This is a genomic window from Microvirga alba (assembly GCF_015694465.1).
GTDB classification, from domain to species: Bacteria; Pseudomonadota; Alphaproteobacteria; order Rhizobiales; family Beijerinckiaceae; genus Microvirga; species Microvirga alba.
In genome coordinates this window covers 81,467-99,290 of the sequence record NZ_JADQDO010000001.1, presented here as the reverse complement: position 1 = coordinate 99,290, position 17,824 = coordinate 81,467, and the positions used below count along the sequence as shown (strand labels likewise).

The following is a 17,824-nucleotide window of genomic DNA, read 5'->3' as shown; positions in this document are numbered from 1 at the left end:
CCACACGCGAATCCAGCAACGCGCCACGGACCCGCCATCCGAAAACAAAAATGGCCGGGACATGCCCAGCCATTCGAATTCATCCAACGCGTCGGAGGGTTAGACTCGGTAGCGCCCATTGCGCTTTACATAAACCGTCGTGCCGACCGGAACGCGCTCGTAGAGATCGACGACGTCCTCGTTCAGCATGCGCACGCAGCCAGAGGACATCTGCTCGCCGATGCTCCAGGGTTCGTTGGTGCCGTGGATGCGGAAGAGGATGTCCGCGCCGTTCTGATGCAGATAGAGGGCACGCGCGCCGAGCGGATTGTCGAGCCCGGCCTCGCGGTAGCGCGGCAGGTCCGGCTTGATGCCGACCATGGTCTTGGTGGGTGACCAGGCGGGCCAGACGCCCTTGCGACCAACCGAGGCGATGCCCTTCCAGGAAAAGCCCTGCTTGCCGACGCCGACCCCGTAGCGCACGGCCTTGCCCTCGGGCTCGACGAGATAGAGGAAACGCTCGTCGATATCGACCACGATGCTGCCCGGCTTCTCGCCGCCCTTGTACTCGACCGTCTGGCGCTCGTATTTCGGGTCCATCTTGTTGCGATCGACCAGCGGCACATCGAACGGCTTGTCGGGAATGGAGCCGATATACCAGCCGGAATCATCCGTGGAGGCGACCTCGAAAGGCTGGGGCGCTTGCGCGGTTTGGCAGGCAGCAAGCGGCGCGCCCAACAGAGCAACGAGGAGGAGTCGGCGGAGCATCATGGCAGTCCCGGGGGAAGTAACGGAGTTGCCGCTTGCCTAACGCGAAGCTGGCGGCATGGCTGTGCCCATCATGCAACAGCCATACCGGAAATGCTTCTTAGCCTTCGATCCGCGAAAAATCCGCTACGCTGCGCGTTGCCTCGCGGATGGCGTTGAGGAGCTTGAGACGGTTCTCGCGCAGGGCCGGATCCTCCGCATTGACCGTGACCTTGTCGAAAAACGCGTCCACAGCCGGGCGAAGTTCGGCAAGCGCCTTCATCGCGCCCTCGAAATCCTCCTTGCTCACATGTTCGCGAGCATGGCGGGAGGCAGCCTCCAGAACCTCGAAAAGAACCTTCTCTTCGGGCAGGCCGCGCTCATGGATGAGTTCGCGATTCGGCTCGCCGTCGTAAGCCTTGCCGTCCTTCTTCTCCTCGATACGCAGGATGTTCGCCGCGCGGCGAAATCCGGCGAGAAGGTTCGTGCCGTCTTCCGTATCGAGGAAGCGCCCGAGCGCCTCGACGCGGCGGACGATCATGAGCAGGTCGTCCTGGCCTTCGAGCGCGAACACGGCGTCGATGAGATCATGCCGCGCGCCTTGATCGCGGAGATAGACTTTGAGGCGGTCGGCGAAGAAGGAGAGGAGGTCCTCCGAGATTGAAGCTTTCATCCTTTCAGGGAAAGTGGCGAACTTCTCGCCAGCACTTAACCCCTCAGGCGTGTCAACAAACTTAGTTTTGAACTCTATAGTATCCTTGCTGAGGTGACGGACGAAAACGTCAGCTAGCCCCAGTCTAAAATCATTCTCCAAAGCTAGCCTAATCACACCCAACGCCGCGCGGCGCAGCGCGTACGGGTCCTTCGATCCCGTCGGCTTTTCATCAATCGCCCAGAAGCCCACGAGCGTGTCGATCTTGTCCGCCAACGCCACAGCAACCGACACAGGATCGGTCGGCACGCGGTCGGAGGGGCCGAGCGGTTTGTAGTGCTCCTCGATGGCGGCGGCGACGCTCAGGTCCTCGCCCTGCAGCGTCGCGTAATAGCGCCCCATCAGGCCCTGCAATTCGGGGAACTCGCCAACCATTTCGGTGACGAGATCGGCCTTGGCGAGACGCGCGGCGCGCTCAGCCAAAGCGGGCTCAGCGCCGACGATGGGCGCGAGCTCTTTCGCCAAAGCGGCGATGCGCTCCACGCGCTCGTATTGCGTTCCGAGCTTTTCGTGGAAGACGATGCTCTTCAGCTTTTCCAGCCGGTCTTCGAGCTTCGTCTTCTGGTCGGTCTCCCAGAAGAACTTCGCGTCGGAGAGACGGGCGCGCACCACGCGCTCGTTGCCGCCGACAATCGTCTTGCCGCCGTCCTTCGCGATGAGGTTCGACGTCAGCAGGAACTTGTTGGCGAGTTTGTCGGTGCGCGGGTCGCGCAGCACGAAACACTTCTGGTTGGCGCGGATGGTGGTGCGGATCACCTCCGGCGGGATGCCCAAAAAGGTTTCGTCGAACGAACCCATCAGCACCACGGGCCATTCGACGAGGCCCGCGACCTCTTCGAGCAGGCCCTCATCCTCGACGAGTTCCAGCCCCTGCGCGAAAGCGAGGTCCTTGGCGTCGTGCAGGATGATGTCCTTGCGGCGGTCGGCATCGAGCACGACCTTCGCGCGTTCCAGCGCCACGACGTAATCGTCGAAGCGCTTCACACGGATCGGGCCGGGGGCCATGAAGCGATGGCCATAGGTGATGTCGCCCGCGACGATGCCGTCAACCTGGAACCGGACCACTTCCGGCTCCTCCGTCTCAGGCCCAAAGGTGCAGACGATAGACTGCAGCGGGCGCACCCAGCGCAATGCGCCGGGCTCGGTGGAAGCCGCGCCCGAACGCATGGATTTCGGCCACGGGAAGGTCTTGATGATCTGCGGCAGGATCTCGGCGAGCACGTCCTGCGTCGGCAGGCCAGGCTTTTCGATGATCGCGACGTAGAACTCGCCCTTTTTCGGATCGGTCTCGATCTTCGCCTGGTCGAGCGAGGTCAGCCCCGCCCCTTTCAGGAAGCCCTGGACCGCCGCCTCCGGCGCGCCGACGCGGGGACCTTTGCGCTCCTCGCGCACATCCTGGCCCTTCACGGGCAGGCCGACGATGTTGAGCGTCAGGCGGCGCGGCGTCGCGAAGGCCTGCGCGCCCTCATAGACGAAGCCGCGCTCCACCAGCGCATCGGTCACAAGCTTCTTCAAATCCTCCGCCGCACGCCGTTGCATCCGGGCGGGGATTTCTTCGGAAAAGAGTTCGAGGAGAAGATCGGGCATGGGAATGTTCAGTGCTTGAGTGAAGGGAGGGTGCGGTCAGCCTGTCGGTCAGGCGGAAGCGCCTCCCCCCTCTGTCTTCAGCCAAGCCGCGCCGCAGGCCTTCGCCAGTTCGCGGACGCGCAGGATGTAGCTCTGGCGTTCGGTGACCGAGATCACGCCGCGGGCATCGAGCAGGTTGAAGACGTGGCTTGCCTTGATGCACTGGTCGTAGGCCGGCAGTGCCATGAGGTGGCGGCTATCGTTCGAACCCGGCTTCGGCTCGCCGTCCTCCAGATACTTGCGGCAGGCGGCCTCCGCGTCGCGGAAATGGCGGAACAGCATTTCGGTATCGGCATATTCGAAATTGTGCCGCGAATATTCCTGCTCGGCCTGCAGGAACACGTCGCCGTAGGTGACCTTCTTGTCGCCTTCAAGCCCGTTGAAGTTGAGGTCGTAGATCGACTCGACGCCCTGCAGATACATGGCAAGGCGCTCGAGGCCGTAGGTCAGCTCGCCCGCGACCGGCGCAACCTCGAAACCCGCGACCTGCTGGAAGTAGGTGAATTGCGACACTTCCATGCCGTCGCACCAGCATTCCCAACCCAGACCCCAGGCACCGAGTGTCGGGCTCTCCCAATCGTCCTCCACGAAGCGGATGTCGTGGATGCCGGTGTCGATGCCGATGGCCTCCAGCGACTTCACGTAAAGGTCCTGGATGTTCGGCGGGTTCGGCTTCAGGATCACCTGAAACTGGTAATAATGCTGCAGCCGGTTCGGGTTCTCGCCATAACGCCCGTCCTTCGGGCGGCGCGAGGGCTGCACATAGGCCGCGCGCCAGGGCTTGGGGCCGAGCGCCCGCAAGGTGGTCGCCGGGTGGAACGTGCCCGCGCCCATTTCCATGTCGTAGGGCTGCATGATGACGCAACCCTGCTCGGCCCAATAGCGCTGAAGCGTGAGAATCAGCCCCTGGAAGGAGCGCGCAGGATTCATATGCGCGGGTTCGCTCGTCATGTCGGCGTCCGATGATTGAAGATTTCAGCCGAACCCTTGTGACGCGGGGCGGCTCAAGTCAAGCGTGAGAGGACATGGCCCCCTGCCGTCATTCCCGAATGACAGCAGGAATACTTATAGCCCCAACCGCGCCCAAGCGGCGCGGTCCTCGATCACCCCGAGGGCCTCGGCCGGATCGAACAGACTGCTCTGGCTGAAAGAGCGGCGACCGAAGAGGCGGCCGAACAGGGCCGGACGCGGCGGCTCGATCATGCGCAGCTGAACCGCCTCGCCGAAGCGCTGGCGCAAAACCGAGCGAATATCGCCCAAACCGTCGACGAGGCCGAGCTCCACCGCTTCCGCGCCAACCCAGAAGGCTCCGGAGAAGAGGTCGCCGTTGTCCTCCTTCAGCTTCCCGCCACGGCGAGATCGGACGAGCTTGACGAAAACCTCATGGATGCGACGCTGGAGATCCTCCAGGCGCTCCACATCCGTGGGGTTTTCAGGCCGGAACGGGTCGAGCATCGCCTTCTTCTCACCCGCCGTATGGACGCGGCGCTCGATGCCGAAGCGTTCGATGAGCTTGTCAAACCCGAAGCTGGCCGAAACGACGCCGATCGAGCCGACGATGGAGGCCGGATCCGCGAAAATCTCATCCGCCGCGCAGGCGATCATGTAGCCGCCGGAGGCCGCCGCATCCTCCACGAAGGCGAAGACGGGGAGCTTTTTTTCCTCGGCATGATCGCGGATGCGCTTGAAAATCAGGTGGGATTGCGCCGCCGAGCCGCCCGGCGAGTTGATGACGATGGCCACCGCCCGCGCGCCGGACACTGAAAAAGCCCGCTCCAGCACCGGCGCGGCGGTCGACACCGCGAGCCCGGCCCGAAACGGAAGGATCGAGCCGATCGGCCCCGCGAGACGCACGACCGGCACCAGCGGGTGATGCGCCCGGAAGCGGGGAGGAAGAAGGAACTGCAGGCGATCCGGCAGCATCGCGGAGAGGGAAATGGGAATCATCAGTCCCATGTAGTGCGGGCCAGGGACCTTCCCAAGATGAACGTTCCTTTAGGGAATGGGTCGGATTGCGTTCAGTTAAGTCTCCCTAAACTCTCAATCCTGGATAACGGCCCTGCCGATAGGGTGTTGCATCGCACCCGGCGGCCCGGAATTGAGGAGAGAGTCATATGCGCAAAATTCTTTTCGGCTTTGTTGGACTAGCCGCCCTGGGGCTGGGCTCCCTGGCTTCGCAGCCTGCCTCGGCCCAGCCTTATCAGCCGGGCTATGGGCGATATGATCATCGTCCGCCGGGGGCCTATGGCCGTCCGCATTATCGGCGCCCCCCCGGCCATTACCGCCCGGCCTATGTCGCCCCGCGCTGCTGGACGCGCATGCAGCGTTACTGGAACGGCTTCGTGTGGGTCCAGCGTCCGGTTCGCGTCTGCCGCTGACACACCGTTTTTATCGCGAGATCACGGGCGCCTTCGGGGCGCCCGTTTTTCATGGGAGAGTGACCTCGCCCCGGTGAAGCGCCTCGGCGTGAGGGGTGAACCGGCCGTCCGCACCGTTCAGAATGACCGGCGACAGAACGCTTAAGGGAGCGCGGCTGCCCTTTACCGCCGAGAGCAGCACGCGGATCGCGGGCTGATCGGCGCTCGGGTGAACGAAGCGCAGTTCGACGCCGCCGAGGCCCTTCCCGAGGGCCGACAGACAATCGGCCGTGCGGTCGGCGCGATGAATGACGACGAGCCGTCCCTTCGGCTTGAGCAAGCCGATGCAGGCCTTCATCCAGGCCTCGAGCCCGCCTTCGGGCAACGCATGGGCGGCGGCGCGGCGCGTATCGGGCGAGATCCGTGCCCGCCCCTCTTCAAGGAAAGGCGGGTTGGTGAGAACCAGATCGGCGCGCTCGGGAAACACGCCAGCATCCGGCCAGGACGAGCGGTCCAAAAGGTCCGCGACCGCCACATGGGCGTTGACCTGATTGAGATTGCCGTTCCGGCGACAGAGTTCGGCCAGAACAGGGTCACGCTCGACGAAGACGAGATGCGCGGCCCTCTCCCGCGCCGCCACCATCAGGCCGACCGCGCCGGTCGCAGCGCCGGCATCGACCACCACGTCGCCCGGTTTGACGGGAGCGGCGGCGGCAAGCAGGACCGCATCCGTCCCGGCGCGGTGTCCCTTTGCCGGTTGGAGCAGCCGAACCCGCCCGCCAAGGAGCGAATCGGCCGTCGTCTCAACCATGCCGCAGCTCGGCTGCATGGCCAGCGTCCCGGATCAGGCGGCGGGCCTGGGCGGCATGATCGTCAGGAACCAGGATCCGGCGCGGAAAAGCACCAATCATCCCCTCCAGGGAGCTGATATGCGTATCCGCAACGAGAACAGGGATATTGGCGTTCTCCAACAAGGATTGTAGGAAGCCGATCAGAACGAGATCGTTGGTGCGGACGATTTCGACCATCGGGTCCTGGTTCCTTTCCGGCAATCTCTTGCGTTGCAGCATGGAAAGCATCATGCCACGGTGTCTTTCTGTTCCTACCGGCTCTATCGGCCGGCAACCCGGGTTTGAGGCGTGGGCGTCGTCGTTCCTTTCGAAGAGAAGCATCCCGAGAAGAATGCAAGCATCGAGAGGCTCGTCTCTCTTGTGACCTCGGACATGGAGCGGGTCAATGCGATGATCCTGTCGCGCACGGGATCCGACGTCACCATGATCCCGGAAGTGGCAAACCATCTCATCTCGTCGGGCGGCAAACGTCTTCGCCCCATGCTGACCCTCGCGACGGCGGACCTGTCGGGTTACCGGGGTGACGGCCACGTGAAGCTCGCCGCAAGCGTCGAGTTCATGCACACCGCCACCCTCCTCCACGACGATGTGGTGGACGAGAGCGACATGCGCCGGGGAAAGATCGCCGCACGCATCAAGTGGGGCAACGAGGCGAGCGTCCTCGTGGGCGATTTCCTTCTCGGCCAGGCCTTCCGCATGATGGTGGAGGTGGGCTCCTTGCGCGCCCTCGACATCCTGTCCGCTGCCGCCACCGTGATCGCGGAAGGCGAGGTGATGCAGCTTGCTGCCGCCAAGAACACGGAGACGACCGAGGACGAGTACCTCGCCGTCATCCGCGGCAAGACGGCGGAACTCTTCGCCGCCGCTTGCGAAGTCGGCCCGGTCATCGGGGAGCGTCCCAAGGCGGAGCAGACCGCCTGCCGCTCCTACGGCATGAATCTCGGCATCGCCTTCCAGCTCATCGACGATGCGCTGGATTATGGCGGCAAGGCCGCGAACCTGGGCAAGAACGTCGGCGACGATTTCCGCGAGGGCAAGATCACCCTTCCGGTGGTCCTGTCTTTCCGCCGGGGCTCGGGCGAAGAGCGTGCCTTCTGGAAGCGGGTTCTCGAACGGGGCGAAATCGAGGACAACGATCTCGACCAGGCCATCGCCATCATGCGCCGCCATCGGGCACTGGAAGACACCGTCGAGCGCGCCCGCCATTACGGCGCCATGGCGCGGGACGCTCTGGCCCTGTTCCCGAACGGCCCGATGAAGCAGGCCCTGCTGGATACGGTCGATTTCTGCATCGCCCGGGCCCATTAAGCTCACCTTTTCACCCAACAAGAGCGTTCTCCGCAACGAACGCGCTGTCGCGGCACGAATCCGATTCCGCGCCAAAGCGCGCCCTTTAGCGCGTGAAGTCGGGCCAAGGCGCGCGATTACGTTACATTTTTCTCCCATATTCTCGCAGAATAGGCCTTCCTTCTCTTTCGTGTCGTTCTTTTAAAAGAACGTTTTAATTGACAGGGAAGAACCGGAATGTCACTGTATCCCTGCTCCCGGACGGTTTTCGACCGGTCGGAAGCCGCGGTGATTTGAGACGAGCAGCTTGCGCCGCGTCATCAAACGCTAAAGCGCCACGGAGCGTAACCCGCCTCGTGGTTCACAGGATCGATGTGCCATGACGCGCCTTATCCCACAGATGCCGACATCCCAGACGAGCCTGATGCTTGCACCGACCAGCGGGTGTTGTCGCCTCACGGCGTAATCCTTCCCTCTCCCGTCCTGAACCACATGCCCGGCTTTGCTCAGTCGCGGACGAACTTTGCCTGAAAGGTCTCATCATGTTCGATTTCACCCGTCGCACCCTTCTGTCCGCGTCCTTCGCCCTTGGGGCGGCGCTCGCGACCACGCTCCCGGCCGCGGCCGACCAGACCATCAAGGTCGGCGTCATGTCCGGCGCAGAAGAGGACGTGGCACAGGTCGTCAAGAAGGTCGCGGCCACCAAGGGCTTGACCGTGCAGCTCGTTCCCTTCTCGGACTACGCGCTCGTCAACGAGGCGCTCGCTCGTGGCGATCTCGACGCCAATGCGTTCCAGCACAAGCCCTATCTCGATGCGCAGATCGCGGCGCGGGGATACAAGATCGTGCCTGTCGGATTCACCTTCGTGCAGCCGATCGGGCTTTACTCGAAGAAGGTGAAGGCCGTCGCCGATCTGCCGAAGGGCGCGAAGGTCGGCATTCCGAACGATCCGAGCAATGGTGGCCGCGCGCTGAACCTTCTGGCCGCGCAAGGCCTCATCAAGCTGAAAGACGGCAAGGGTCTCTCGCCAAGCCTTCTCGACATCGCCGAGAATCCGAAGGGCATTCAATTCTCCGCGCTCGACGCAGCCCAACTGCCGCGCGCCCTGCCGGATCTCGACGCCGCCGTGATCAACACCGATCACGCAGTCAATGCCGGCCTCGACATCCGCAAGGACACGATTGCCGTCGAGAAGCGGGAGGGCAATCCTTACGCGAACTTCATCGCCGCCCGTCAGGGCGACGAAAACCGCGCGGAAGTGAAGACCTTCGTCGCGTCCTACCAGTCGCCTGAAGTCTCAGCCTTCCTCGACACCCGCTTCAAGGGCGCCATCATTCCGGCGTGGTAAGACGCGTGAAAGCGCTAGAATAATCGAGCCGGGCCACTTGGATGGTCCGGCTTTCTCGTTAGCGAAGGCTCGTCGCCCTCACCCACCATTCCGGCTTCTGGCGCGCAATCCGCTTCGCCGCAGCCGCAGCGACCTCGCAGTTATCGTAGAGCCCGAACACCGTCGCCCCAGAGCCCGACATGCGTGCCAGTCGGCAACCGTTGGTGCCGGCGACGCGCTTGAGCGCCTCGGCAATGATCGGCTGAACCGTACAGGCGGGCGGCTCGAGATCGTTGCGCGCCGCCTTCAGGGCACGCGACAGTGAATCCGCCGAGTATGTCTCAATGTCCGGGTGGCTCGCACCGGCAAGGCTTTGCCCGGTCTTCAATCCAAGAGACTGGAAGACGGCGGGCGTCTCGACGGGAACGCGGGGATTGACCAGGACAGCAAAGAGACGCGGCAGATGCAGCACAGGGCCGAGTTTTTCCCCGACGCCCCGCATCATGCGCGCCCTCGGCTCAAGGCAAACCGGCACATCCGCGCCCGTCAGCCGAGCCGCCTCCCTCAATGCCGGATGCGACGGAGGCATTCCATTCAGACGCGCGAGAAGTCGCAACGCCGCCGCCGCATCGGAGGATCCTCCACCGATCCCGGCAGCAACCGGCAAACGCTTCGTCAAATGAAATGTCCCGATCCGCAGCCCTGGAACGCGTTCGGTAAGAAGACGTGCAGCCTTCAGGACGAGGTTGTCGGCATCGCTTCCGGCAAACGGCGCGGTCGGACCTTCCACCGTCAGGGAGAGCCTCTCGCCAGGTTCAAGCCGCAAATCGTCGCCGGTGCCCGCAAACGCCACGAGGCTTTCCAGCTCGTGATAACCGTCCTCCCGCCGCCCCAGCACGTGGAGCGTCAGGTTGATCTTGGCGGGAGCGCGCGTGGAAAGTGGTTGAGGCATGGGGACTCCATGCCTCAGACAAAGGGCAATGGGAAGGGTGGAGTCTGCGCGCCCTTCACCTCTCCCGGATGGAGAGGGAGTTCGTCGCGCTTATCCGCTACCCCCCGCTTTGCTTCGGAGCGTCCGTCGTCACGCCATCGACGGCGGGCTTTGCCTCGTCGTCCATGCCTTTGTCGATCTTCTTGAGAATTTTGACGAGATCCTCTTGGTCGGGGTTCGAATCCTTGGCGTGGTTCCACTGGAACTTCGCCTCGAGCTTGCGCCCGACCTTCCAATAGGCATCGCCGAGATGGTCGTTGATGACCGGATCGCCGGCCTTCAGTTCCACCGCCTTCTCAAGCTCGCGCACGGCATCGGGGTAGCGGCCCATGCGGTAATAGGCCCAGCCGAGTGAATCAATGATCATGCCGTCGCGGGGTGCGAGCTCCACCGCGCGGGTGAGCATCTTGAACGCCTCGTCGATCTTCATGTTCTGATCGACCCACGAATAAGCGAGGTAGTTCAGCACCTGCGCCTTGCCCGCGGGCTGGGTATCCGGGACCAGCTCCATGGCCTTCTTCAGGTCGGCCTCGCCCTTCTCCCACTGCTTCGAGCGCTCGTAGGACGTGCCGCGATAAAAGAAGAGAATCCAGTGACCGCGATCGGGCTTGCCGATCAAATCGATCGCCTTGCTGTAGGTTTCGGCCGCTTCCGCGAATTGCTTGCGTGAACGCTGGACATTGCCGAGCGCCATCACGACCTCGACGTCGTCGGGACGCTCCTTCATGAGGGTCTGAAGGTGGTTCGCCGCGTCGTCGCCCCGGCCCAGCAACTCGAGGTTCTGACCGATGGCGATGTCGGCGCTCGCCCGCACCGGCGCATCCTTGGGCACGCGGGTAAAGACGTCGTTCGCCCGATCATACTGTTTCAGGCGCTCATAGATGTCGCCCAGCGTGACGAGGGCGAGCGAATGGCCCGGATCGAGATCGAGGCCAAGCCGCAGATAGATGATCGCGGTCAGCTCGTCGCTCTGGCTGCTGCCGACGACGCCGAGTCCATAGAGCAATTCTGCGGCGCCCTGCTGCGGCGTGGTGATCGCGGGCAGTAGGGGTTTACCTTGGTTCAAGGTCGCCATGGCGGCGCGCACGACGGGATGACGGGGCACCACTTCGTCGAAGGATTTGTAGAGCGCCAGCGCCTCGTCCCGACGGCCGCGCTTGGCCAGGAAGCGGGCATAGGCGTCGACCACCTGGAGCGTATTGCGCTCGCCCTCATAGGCGGCCTTGAAGCGCTTTTCCGCCTCGCTCGGGTTGCCCGTGACATCCGCGATCAGGGCAGCGTGATATTCGCGAAACTGGTTGAAGACGCGCTCGTTCTTCAGCTTGTCGACGGTTGCCAGCGCCTGTTTGCCGTCCTTTGAGCCCGCATAGGCCCAGGCGGCGAGAAGCGTCGCGGTCAGATCCGCACTCCGCCCCCGCGCGCTCCGGGTCAGGCGTGCGCGGGCATCGGCGTATTTCTGCGCCTTGAGGGCACGGACGCTCAAGGCGAACTGGGCCAGGTTGTTCGAACCGTCGCGGCCAGCCAGACGCTCGGCGGCGCGATACGCCTCGGGCATTGAGCCGTTGGCCATAAAGGCCACGAATGCCCGCTCCAGCAATTCCTGATTGCGGGGATCCTCTTGTATCGCCTCGCGGAAAAAGATCGTCGCCGCCGCCGTGTCGCGCGCTGTGCCCGCGACGTAAGCCGACAGGAAGTTACCCTCGAGGCTCGCCGCCGGCTTCAGGGTCTCGCTCGAATCCGTATTGACCGCGAAGGCAGGCGCAGCCAGCAGGCCGGCCACCGAAAATACAAGCGCGGGCAGGCCCTTACGGACCGAAGGCAATCTCAAGGTGGGCACGAAGCGCGGCTCCAATCATCGCAACATCTCGGGGGACAGGGAGATGTGCGCCAAATCAGGCCGGAGAATGGCGTTTCCCCGGCGCGGCGGCAAGGGGAACGTCGCGCCAGATCGACTTCTCGTAAAGAAATTATGAGCGGGTCTTTGCCGCATGGTGCGCGCGCCGCCAACCCTTCGCCCGGTGCCCAACCGTCACCCCGACCCGTTTAAAGGGCCCGGAATGACAGGGAACGGAGCAAAGCGCCCTCACATATTGACGTAATTCGGCCCGCCACCGCCTTCCGGCGTGACCCAGTTGATGTTCTGGTTCGGGTCCTTGATGTCGCAGGTTTTGCAATGGACGCAGTTCTGCGCATTGATCTGGTAGCGCACCCCGTCCTCGCTCTCGACCCATTCGTAGACGCCCGCCGGACAGTAAAGCTGCGAAGGACCACCGTAGGTATCGTGTTCCGACTTCTTCTGCAGCTGCGGGTCCTTCACCTTCAGATGCGGCGGCTGGTCTTCCTCGTGGTTGGTGTTCGAGAGAAACACCGAGGACAGCTTGTCGAAGGTGAGAACGCCATCGGGGCGGTCGTATTTGAGCGGCGTCACCTCCGCGAGCGGTAACAGGCACTCATAATCGGCCTTGCCGTGCTTCAGGGTGCCGAAGGGCGACCAGCCGAGGAGCTGGTTCATCCACATGTCGAGGCCGCCGAGCGCCACGCCGAGCGCCGTGCCGAACTTCGACCAGAGCGGCTTGACGTTGCGCACACGCTTGAGATCCGCGCCGATGGCGGTGGAGCGCCATGATTTCTCGTAGGACGAGATCTCGTCATGGGCCCGGCCCGCCTGCAGCGCCTCGAAGACGTGATCGGCGCAGAGCATGCCGGACAGGATCGCGTTATGGCTGCCCTTGATGCGCGGCACGTTCACAAAGCCCGCGCTGTCGCCGACCAGGCAGCCGCCGGGGAAGGACAGGCGCGGCACCGATTGCCAGCCGCCTTCCATGATGGCGCGCGCACCATAGCCGATGCGCTTTCCACCCTCGAACACGTCGCGGATCATCGGATGCGTCTTGAAGCGCTGGAATTCGTCGAAGGGCGAGAGAGTGGGATTCTTGTAGTTGAGGTGGACCACGAAGCCGACGGAGACGAGGTTGTCGTCGAAATGGTAGAGCCAGGAGCCGCCGCCCGTGTCGTTCTGGAGAGGCCAGCCCATGGAATGGCGCACCAGGCCGGGGCGGTGCTTCTCCGGCTTGACCTGCCACAGCTCCTTGATGCCGATGCCGTATTTCTGGTGGTCGCTGTTCTGGTTGAGCTTGAACCTCTCGACCATCTGCTTGGTCAGCGAGCCGCGCGCGCCTTCCGCGAAGATCGTGTACTTGGCGCGCAGCTCCATGCCGCGGGTATAATTGGCGTTGGGCTCGCCGTTGCGGTCGATGCCCATGTCGCCGGTCGCGATGCCCACGACCTTGCCGTCCTCGACGAGGACCTCGGAGGCCGGGAACCCGGGATAGATCTCGACGCCCAGCTCCTCGGCCTTGCGGCCGAGATAGCGGGCGACATTGCCGAGCGACCCGACGAAATTGCCGTGGTTGTCCATCAGCTTCGGCATGAGCAGGTTCGGCATCCGCATGCCGCCGGCCGGACCGAGGTAGAGGAATTCGTCGCCTGTCACCTGCGTCTTGAGCGGACGGTCGGGATCGGTGCGCCAATCCGGCAGCAACCGGTCGAGACCGCTGGGATCGATCACCGCGCCGGAGAGGATGTGCGCGCCGACCTCGGAGCCCTTCTCCACCACCACGACGGAAACGTCCGCGCCCGCCTCGGCGGCGTCCTGCTTGAGCCGGATCGCGGTTGCCAAGCCCGCAGGACCTGCGCCGACGATGACGACGTCGAACTCCATCGACTCACGAGCGGGCAGATCCATGGTCTTCTCCTGATACGCGGTGGAACGCTTCAAGGGACAGATAGTTCACATGTGAACCATCTCGATGATCTTCGCAAGTTTCCTTACCGGAAAGATTGGAAGAGTTTCATTTGAGGGAAAAACGATCGACGGCAAGGGCGTTCAGCGCTGCGTTATCGAGTTGTCCACTCCTCTCGGTCGGCTTACATACGCTTCATGCACGATCTCTCCCCCCACCGCGATGCGTTGATGGCGCTGCTCGACTTCCACGTCGAGGCAGGGGTGGATCTTGCCCTCGACGAGACGCCCCATAACCGCTTCGCCGAGCCGAAGGCCGCGCCCTCCCCGATGAGGACGACGGAAGAGAGATCGTCCCAAACACGGCCCGAGCCCGCGAAGACAAGTGCCCCTCCCCGCGCCCTGCCGCAAGCGGCGGCGGTCGCGCCGGACGATGCGGCGCTGATGGCTCGCGAACAGGCACGCCATGCCGCCTCCCTTGAGGAGCTTGAGGCAATCCTCGGCCGTTTCGACGGCTGCGCCCTGAAATTCAGCGCCAAGAACCTCGTCTTCGCCGATGGCAACCCGCAAGGCCGCGTCATGCTGGTGGGCGAAGCCCCCGGCGCGGACGAGGACCGGATCGGGAAGCCCTTCACCGGCCGCTCCGGCCAATTGCTCGACCGGATGCTCGCAGCCATCGGCCTCGACCGGACCCAGGTTTATATCGCCAACGTGGTGCCATGGCGTCCGCCGGGCAACCGCACCCCGACCCCGCAGGAAGTCGCGATCTGCAGGCCGTTCATCGACCGGCAAATCGAACTTGCGAAACCGGATTTCCTGATCTGCCTCGGCGGGCCGGCGGCGCAGAACCTCCTGAACGTCAAGGAGGGCATCTTGCGCACGCGCGGGCGCTGGTTCCCCTATCGCACCGAAGGCGGCCGCGACATTCGGGCCCTGGCGACCCTCCACCCGGCCTATCTCCTGCGCCAGCCCCTGCAGAAGCGCCTCGGCTGGCGGGACTTTCAGGCGTTGCGTCGTGCGCTCGACGGGGCGGATTAGCACTCTCTTTCTGCGCGGTGGGGAACCTGCCTGTGCGCTCCTGCTTTAAGCTTTTGCGGTTGATTGGGTGAATGCAGCTCATGCGTTGGGATGATTTCAGGACCTCCGACAATGTGGAAGACCGGCGCGGCTTGCCGATCCCCGGCGGTGCGGGAGGGCTCGGCATCGGCACCATTGTCGTTCTGGGGCTCATCGGCTGGGCCTTCGGCATCGATCCCCGCATCCTGATCGGCGGGGCCGAGATGCTCTCGCGACAGGGCGGCTCGGGCTATCAGCAGCAGCAGGGCAAACAAGGCGTTCCCCAGGATCAGATGGGCCGCTTCGTCTCCGCGATCCTCGGCAATACCGAGGATGTCTGGAAGGAGGTTTTGCCCGCGCAGGCCAATCGCCAGTATCAGGCGCCCAAGCTTGTCCTGTTCTCCGGCGCGACCCGCTCCGGCTGCGGCGCGGCGCAATCGGCCATGGGGCCATTCTATTGCCCGCTCGACCAGACCGTCTATCTCGACCTGTCCTTTTTCCAGGACATGCAGCGCAAGTTCGGCGCCGGCGGCGACTTCGCCTATGCTTATGTGATCGCGCACGAAATCGGCCACCATGTGCAGAACCAGCTCGGCATTCTGCCCCGCGTGCAGCAGCGCCAGCAGGAGGTCGGGCCGACGGAACGCAACCAGCTTTCCGTCCGCGTGGAGCTGATGGCCGATTGTCTGGCAGGCGTCTGGGCGAACCATTCACAGCAGCGCTGGCAGGCGCTGGAACCCGGCGATATCGAGAATGCGATTAACGCCGCGCAAGCCATCGGCGATGATCGCTTGCAGCATCAGTCGCAAGGACAGGTGGTTCCGGATTCCTTCACCCATGGCTCATCCGCTCAACGGGTGCGCTGGCTCACAACCGGCTTGAAGGGCGGAACGATCCAGGCCTGCGACACGTTCAGGGCGAGCAAGCTGTAAGGGTAGAGATTGCGTATCGCCCGCTCCCATTTCGGAGCGAGCACGTTGTGGAACTCCCGGACTTCAGACGCTACAAAGGAGAGACCTCAACAGAGTTCCCACCATGCCCGGCATCGACGACACCTTCCCATTCGTGCCACTCACCATCGCGGTTCTCACCGTTTCCGACACACGCACGGAAGCGGATGATCGTTCCGGCAACGTCCTCGTCGAGCGCTTGACGCAAGCCGGTCACAGGCTCGGCGGCAGAGCCATCGTGCCGGATGATGTCGCGGCGATCCGAGGCAAGGTGCAGAGCTGGATCCTCGATCCCGCTATCGACGTGATCATCACGACGGGCGGCACGGGCTTCACCGGGCGCGACGTGACGCCGGAAGCAATAGAGCCACTTTTCGAAAAACGCATGGACGGATTTTCCGCCGTGTTCCACCGCATCTCCTTCGATACGATCGGCACCTCGACGATCCAGTCGCGGGCGACGGCCGGCGTGGCGAGCGCGACCTTCATCTTCGTGCTGCCGGGCTCTCCCGGCGCGTGCAAGGATGCGTGGGATGGCATTCTGTCTTTGCAGCTCGATTACCGTCACCGGCCCTGCAATTTCGTCGAGATCATGCCGCGTCTCGACGAACATCTGAAGCGCGAAAAGCTCAAGAGCTGAGGCGCGTTCCCATCGTGATGCCGCGTGCCGCTAGATAGTGGTCCAACACGGTGACATCCTGCGTCGGATGCGCGAGCCCGACATGACCATCGGGGCGGACGAGATAGAGCGCGTCTCGCTTCAGACCCGCCTTTTCCGCCATGGACGTCCAGGCGAAAACATGAAGAGCGATGCCGCGCTCCGCCGCTGCGTTTTTCAAGGTCGCTTCGGCGTCGCCATAGACCTGGATTTGCCAATCGAGGGACATGAGGGGCTCGAAATTATCGCTGCCGCCGACACCGTCCCAAGGCAAACGGTCACCGCCGGCGACATCGCCCGCCATTCCGGCACTGAGCGCGCTTCCTCGGTAAGTAATCCGGATCTGCGACAACGTCTTGAACATCCACCGCCGGACCGTTCGCAGATGAAACATCTGCGGCAGGACATAAGGCAAAAGCACCGTCCGAAAGAAACGGCCGGCGAGATCGCGCTTGACCATGATCTGGAAGGCGCGGTCGGTCGTCGCAACCAGCGTGCGCGCGAACGCGATGCGTTCGGGTTCATAAGTCGCCAGAAGCGAAGCATCGGCGCGGCCCTGCAGCACATGCGCAAGCTTCCAGGATAGATTCACCGCATCCCCGATTCCGGTATTCATGCCCTGGCCGCCGGCAGGGCTGTGAATATGCGCCGCATCGCCCGCGATGAAGGCGCGGCCTTGCCCGAAATGCTCGGCGACACGGTGGTGCACGCGATAGGTCGAGAACCAGTTCACCTGATTGACGCGGAGACCGAACAGCCGCTCGGTGATAGGGCGAATATCATCGAAGGTGATGTTTTCGCGGCTCTTCACTTCATCGGGAATGATCCCGATCAGGCGCTGCATGCCGGTGCTTCTGATCGGAAGCACCAGGCAGAAATCCTTGACGTTGAGGCACATATTGACGCCGCCGGTCGCGGTCGCCGCGCCCATCGCGTGCACATCGGCGACATAGAAGGTCTGTTCATAGGCACCGCCCGCGAAATCGAGCTTCAACCCGTGACGCACGGCGCTATGCGCGCCGTCGCAGCCGCAGAGATAGGCGACTTCGCAGGTTTCCTCGCGCGAGCCTTTCCGCAAAGTCGCACGAACGCGCTCACCATCGTCCTCGAATCCGACCAGTTCGGTGTCCCATTCGACAACAACGCCTGAATATCGAAGCTTCTCGACCAGAAAGCGCTCGTGATCGTCCTGCGGATAGCTCAGCACGAAGGGAAAGGGGCTGAGGTCCCTGCCGAAATTGCCGATGGGAACATCGGCCATGAGGCGCCCCTGATCCCACAGGTGCATCGCGTTCATCACGATTCCTAAATCGACCATCTCCTGCGCGAGGCCGAGCTGCTCGTAGAATTCGAGCGTGCGCGCATGAACCGCCATGGCGCGGGAGGCCTGGCCGGGGCCGGAATGGTGATCGACGATACGGATGGGAACACCGTGGTACCGGAGGCGCAACGCGAGAACGAGGCCGGTTGGCCCCGCGCCGACGATCAAGACCTGCGGTGCCGCCATCCCACCCTCGCCATTTTCCGAAGAACTAGGCTG

16 protein-coding genes are annotated in these 17,824 nt (G+C 63.5%); 6 read left to right on the top strand and 10 right to left on the bottom strand.

Features of this window, described 5'->3' with window-relative positions; all coding sequences use genetic code 11:
• Positions 1-99 precede the first annotated feature (99 nt).
• From I2H38_RS00495 to I2H38_RS00480, 4 genes are all read right to left on the bottom strand, one after another.
• Complete coding sequence (locus tag I2H38_RS00495; protein ID WP_196269848.1) at positions 100-750, bottom strand: L,D-transpeptidase; 651 nt, start codon at positions 748-750, stop codon at positions 100-102.
• Positions 751-847: 97 nt separating this feature from the next.
• The gene (glyS, locus tag I2H38_RS00490) at positions 848-3,025 is read right to left on the bottom strand and encodes a glycine--tRNA ligase subunit beta (protein ID WP_196269847.1); all 2,178 of its coding nucleotides are present in this window, start codon (positions 3,023-3,025) and stop codon (positions 848-850) included.
• Between the two features lie 48 nt (positions 3,026-3,073).
• Positions 3,074-4,015 carry a glycine--tRNA ligase subunit alpha gene (locus I2H38_RS00485; RefSeq protein WP_196269846.1) on the bottom strand — a complete coding sequence of 314 codons (942 nt, stop codon included), beginning with the start codon at positions 4,013-4,015 and terminating at the stop codon, positions 3,074-3,076.
• A 114-nt stretch (positions 4,016-4,129) separates the two neighbouring features.
• Positions 4,130-5,011, bottom strand: a complete 882-nt coding sequence (locus tag I2H38_RS00480) for a S49 family peptidase (protein ID WP_229426480.1) — start codon at positions 5,009-5,011, stop codon at positions 4,130-4,132.
• A 167-nt stretch (positions 5,012-5,178) separates the two neighbouring features.
• Between I2H38_RS00480 and I2H38_RS00475 the strand changes: the two genes are divergently transcribed.
• Positions 5,179-5,442, top strand: a complete 264-nt coding sequence (locus I2H38_RS00475) for a hypothetical protein (protein ID WP_196269845.1) — start codon at positions 5,179-5,181, stop codon at positions 5,440-5,442.
• Between the two features lie 49 nt (positions 5,443-5,491).
• Here the strand turns inward: I2H38_RS00475 and I2H38_RS00470 are convergent, their stop codons facing one another.
• Both I2H38_RS00470 and I2H38_RS00465 read right to left on the bottom strand, forming a co-directional pair.
• Entirely contained in the window at positions 5,492-6,232 is a 741-nt protein-coding gene (locus tag I2H38_RS00470; protein WP_196269844.1) for a tRNA1(Val) (adenine(37)-N6)-methyltransferase, read from the bottom strand.
• Positions 6,225-6,449, bottom strand: a complete 225-nt coding sequence (locus I2H38_RS00465; RefSeq protein WP_196270558.1) for a putative signal transducing protein — start codon at positions 6,447-6,449, stop codon at positions 6,225-6,227. Before I2H38_RS00465 ends, I2H38_RS00470 begins: the two co-directional genes overlap by 8 nt.
• A gap of 111 nt (positions 6,450-6,560) precedes the next feature.
• Here I2H38_RS00465 and I2H38_RS00460 point away from each other — a divergent pair, with 111 nt between their 5' ends.
• Both I2H38_RS00460 and I2H38_RS00455 read left to right on the top strand, forming a co-directional pair.
• A complete protein-coding gene (locus I2H38_RS00460; RefSeq protein WP_196269843.1) occupies positions 6,561-7,580 on the top strand; it encodes a polyprenyl synthetase family protein in 1,020 nt (339 codons plus the stop codon).
• Positions 7,581-8,101: 521 nt separating this feature from the next.
• Positions 8,102-8,908, top strand: coding sequence for a MetQ/NlpA family ABC transporter substrate-binding protein (locus I2H38_RS00455; protein ID WP_196269842.1), 807 nt, complete (start codon positions 8,102-8,104; stop codon positions 8,906-8,908).
• A gap of 58 nt (positions 8,909-8,966) precedes the next feature.
• Here the strand turns inward: I2H38_RS00455 and I2H38_RS00450 are convergent, their stop codons facing one another.
• From I2H38_RS00450 to I2H38_RS00440, 3 genes are all read right to left on the bottom strand, one after another.
• Positions 8,967-9,839 (bottom strand): 4-(cytidine 5'-diphospho)-2-C-methyl-D-erythritol kinase, encoded by an 873-nt coding sequence (locus tag I2H38_RS00450; protein WP_196269841.1) that lies wholly within the window; start codon positions 9,837-9,839, stop codon positions 8,967-8,969.
• A 97-nt stretch (positions 9,840-9,936) separates the two neighbouring features.
• Positions 9,937-11,715, bottom strand: coding sequence for a tetratricopeptide repeat protein (locus I2H38_RS00445; RefSeq protein WP_196269840.1), 1,779 nt, complete (start codon positions 11,713-11,715; stop codon positions 9,937-9,939).
• Between the two features lie 246 nt (positions 11,716-11,961).
• Positions 11,962-13,623, bottom strand: coding sequence for an electron transfer flavoprotein-ubiquinone oxidoreductase (locus I2H38_RS00440; protein ID WP_196269839.1), 1,662 nt, complete (start codon positions 13,621-13,623; stop codon positions 11,962-11,964).
• A 195-nt stretch (positions 13,624-13,818) separates the two neighbouring features.
• On the opposite strand from I2H38_RS00440, the gene I2H38_RS00435 reads away from it, so the two are divergent.
• The 3 genes from I2H38_RS00435 to moaB all read left to right on the top strand — a co-directional run bounded on the left by I2H38_RS00435 (position 13,819) and on the right by moaB (position 16,266).
• Positions 13,819-14,658 carry a uracil-DNA glycosylase gene (locus I2H38_RS00435; RefSeq protein ID WP_196269838.1) on the top strand — a complete coding sequence of 280 codons (840 nt, stop codon included), beginning with the start codon at positions 13,819-13,821 and terminating at the stop codon, positions 14,656-14,658.
• 80 nt (positions 14,659-14,738) lie between these two features.
• Positions 14,739-15,608, top strand: coding sequence for a KPN_02809 family neutral zinc metallopeptidase (ypfJ, locus tag I2H38_RS00430; protein ID WP_196270557.1), 870 nt, complete (start codon positions 14,739-14,741; stop codon positions 15,606-15,608).
• A gap of 103 nt (positions 15,609-15,711) precedes the next feature.
• A complete protein-coding gene (gene moaB, locus I2H38_RS00425; protein ID WP_196269837.1) occupies positions 15,712-16,266 on the top strand; it encodes a molybdenum cofactor biosynthesis protein B in 555 nt (184 codons plus the stop codon).
• Here the strand turns inward: moaB and I2H38_RS00420 are convergent.
• Complete coding sequence (locus I2H38_RS00420; protein WP_196269836.1) at positions 16,256-17,791, bottom strand: FAD-dependent monooxygenase; 1,536 nt, start codon at positions 17,789-17,791, stop codon at positions 16,256-16,258. The genes moaB and I2H38_RS00420 overlap by 11 nt on opposite strands.
• Positions 17,792-17,824 lie beyond the last annotated feature (33 nt).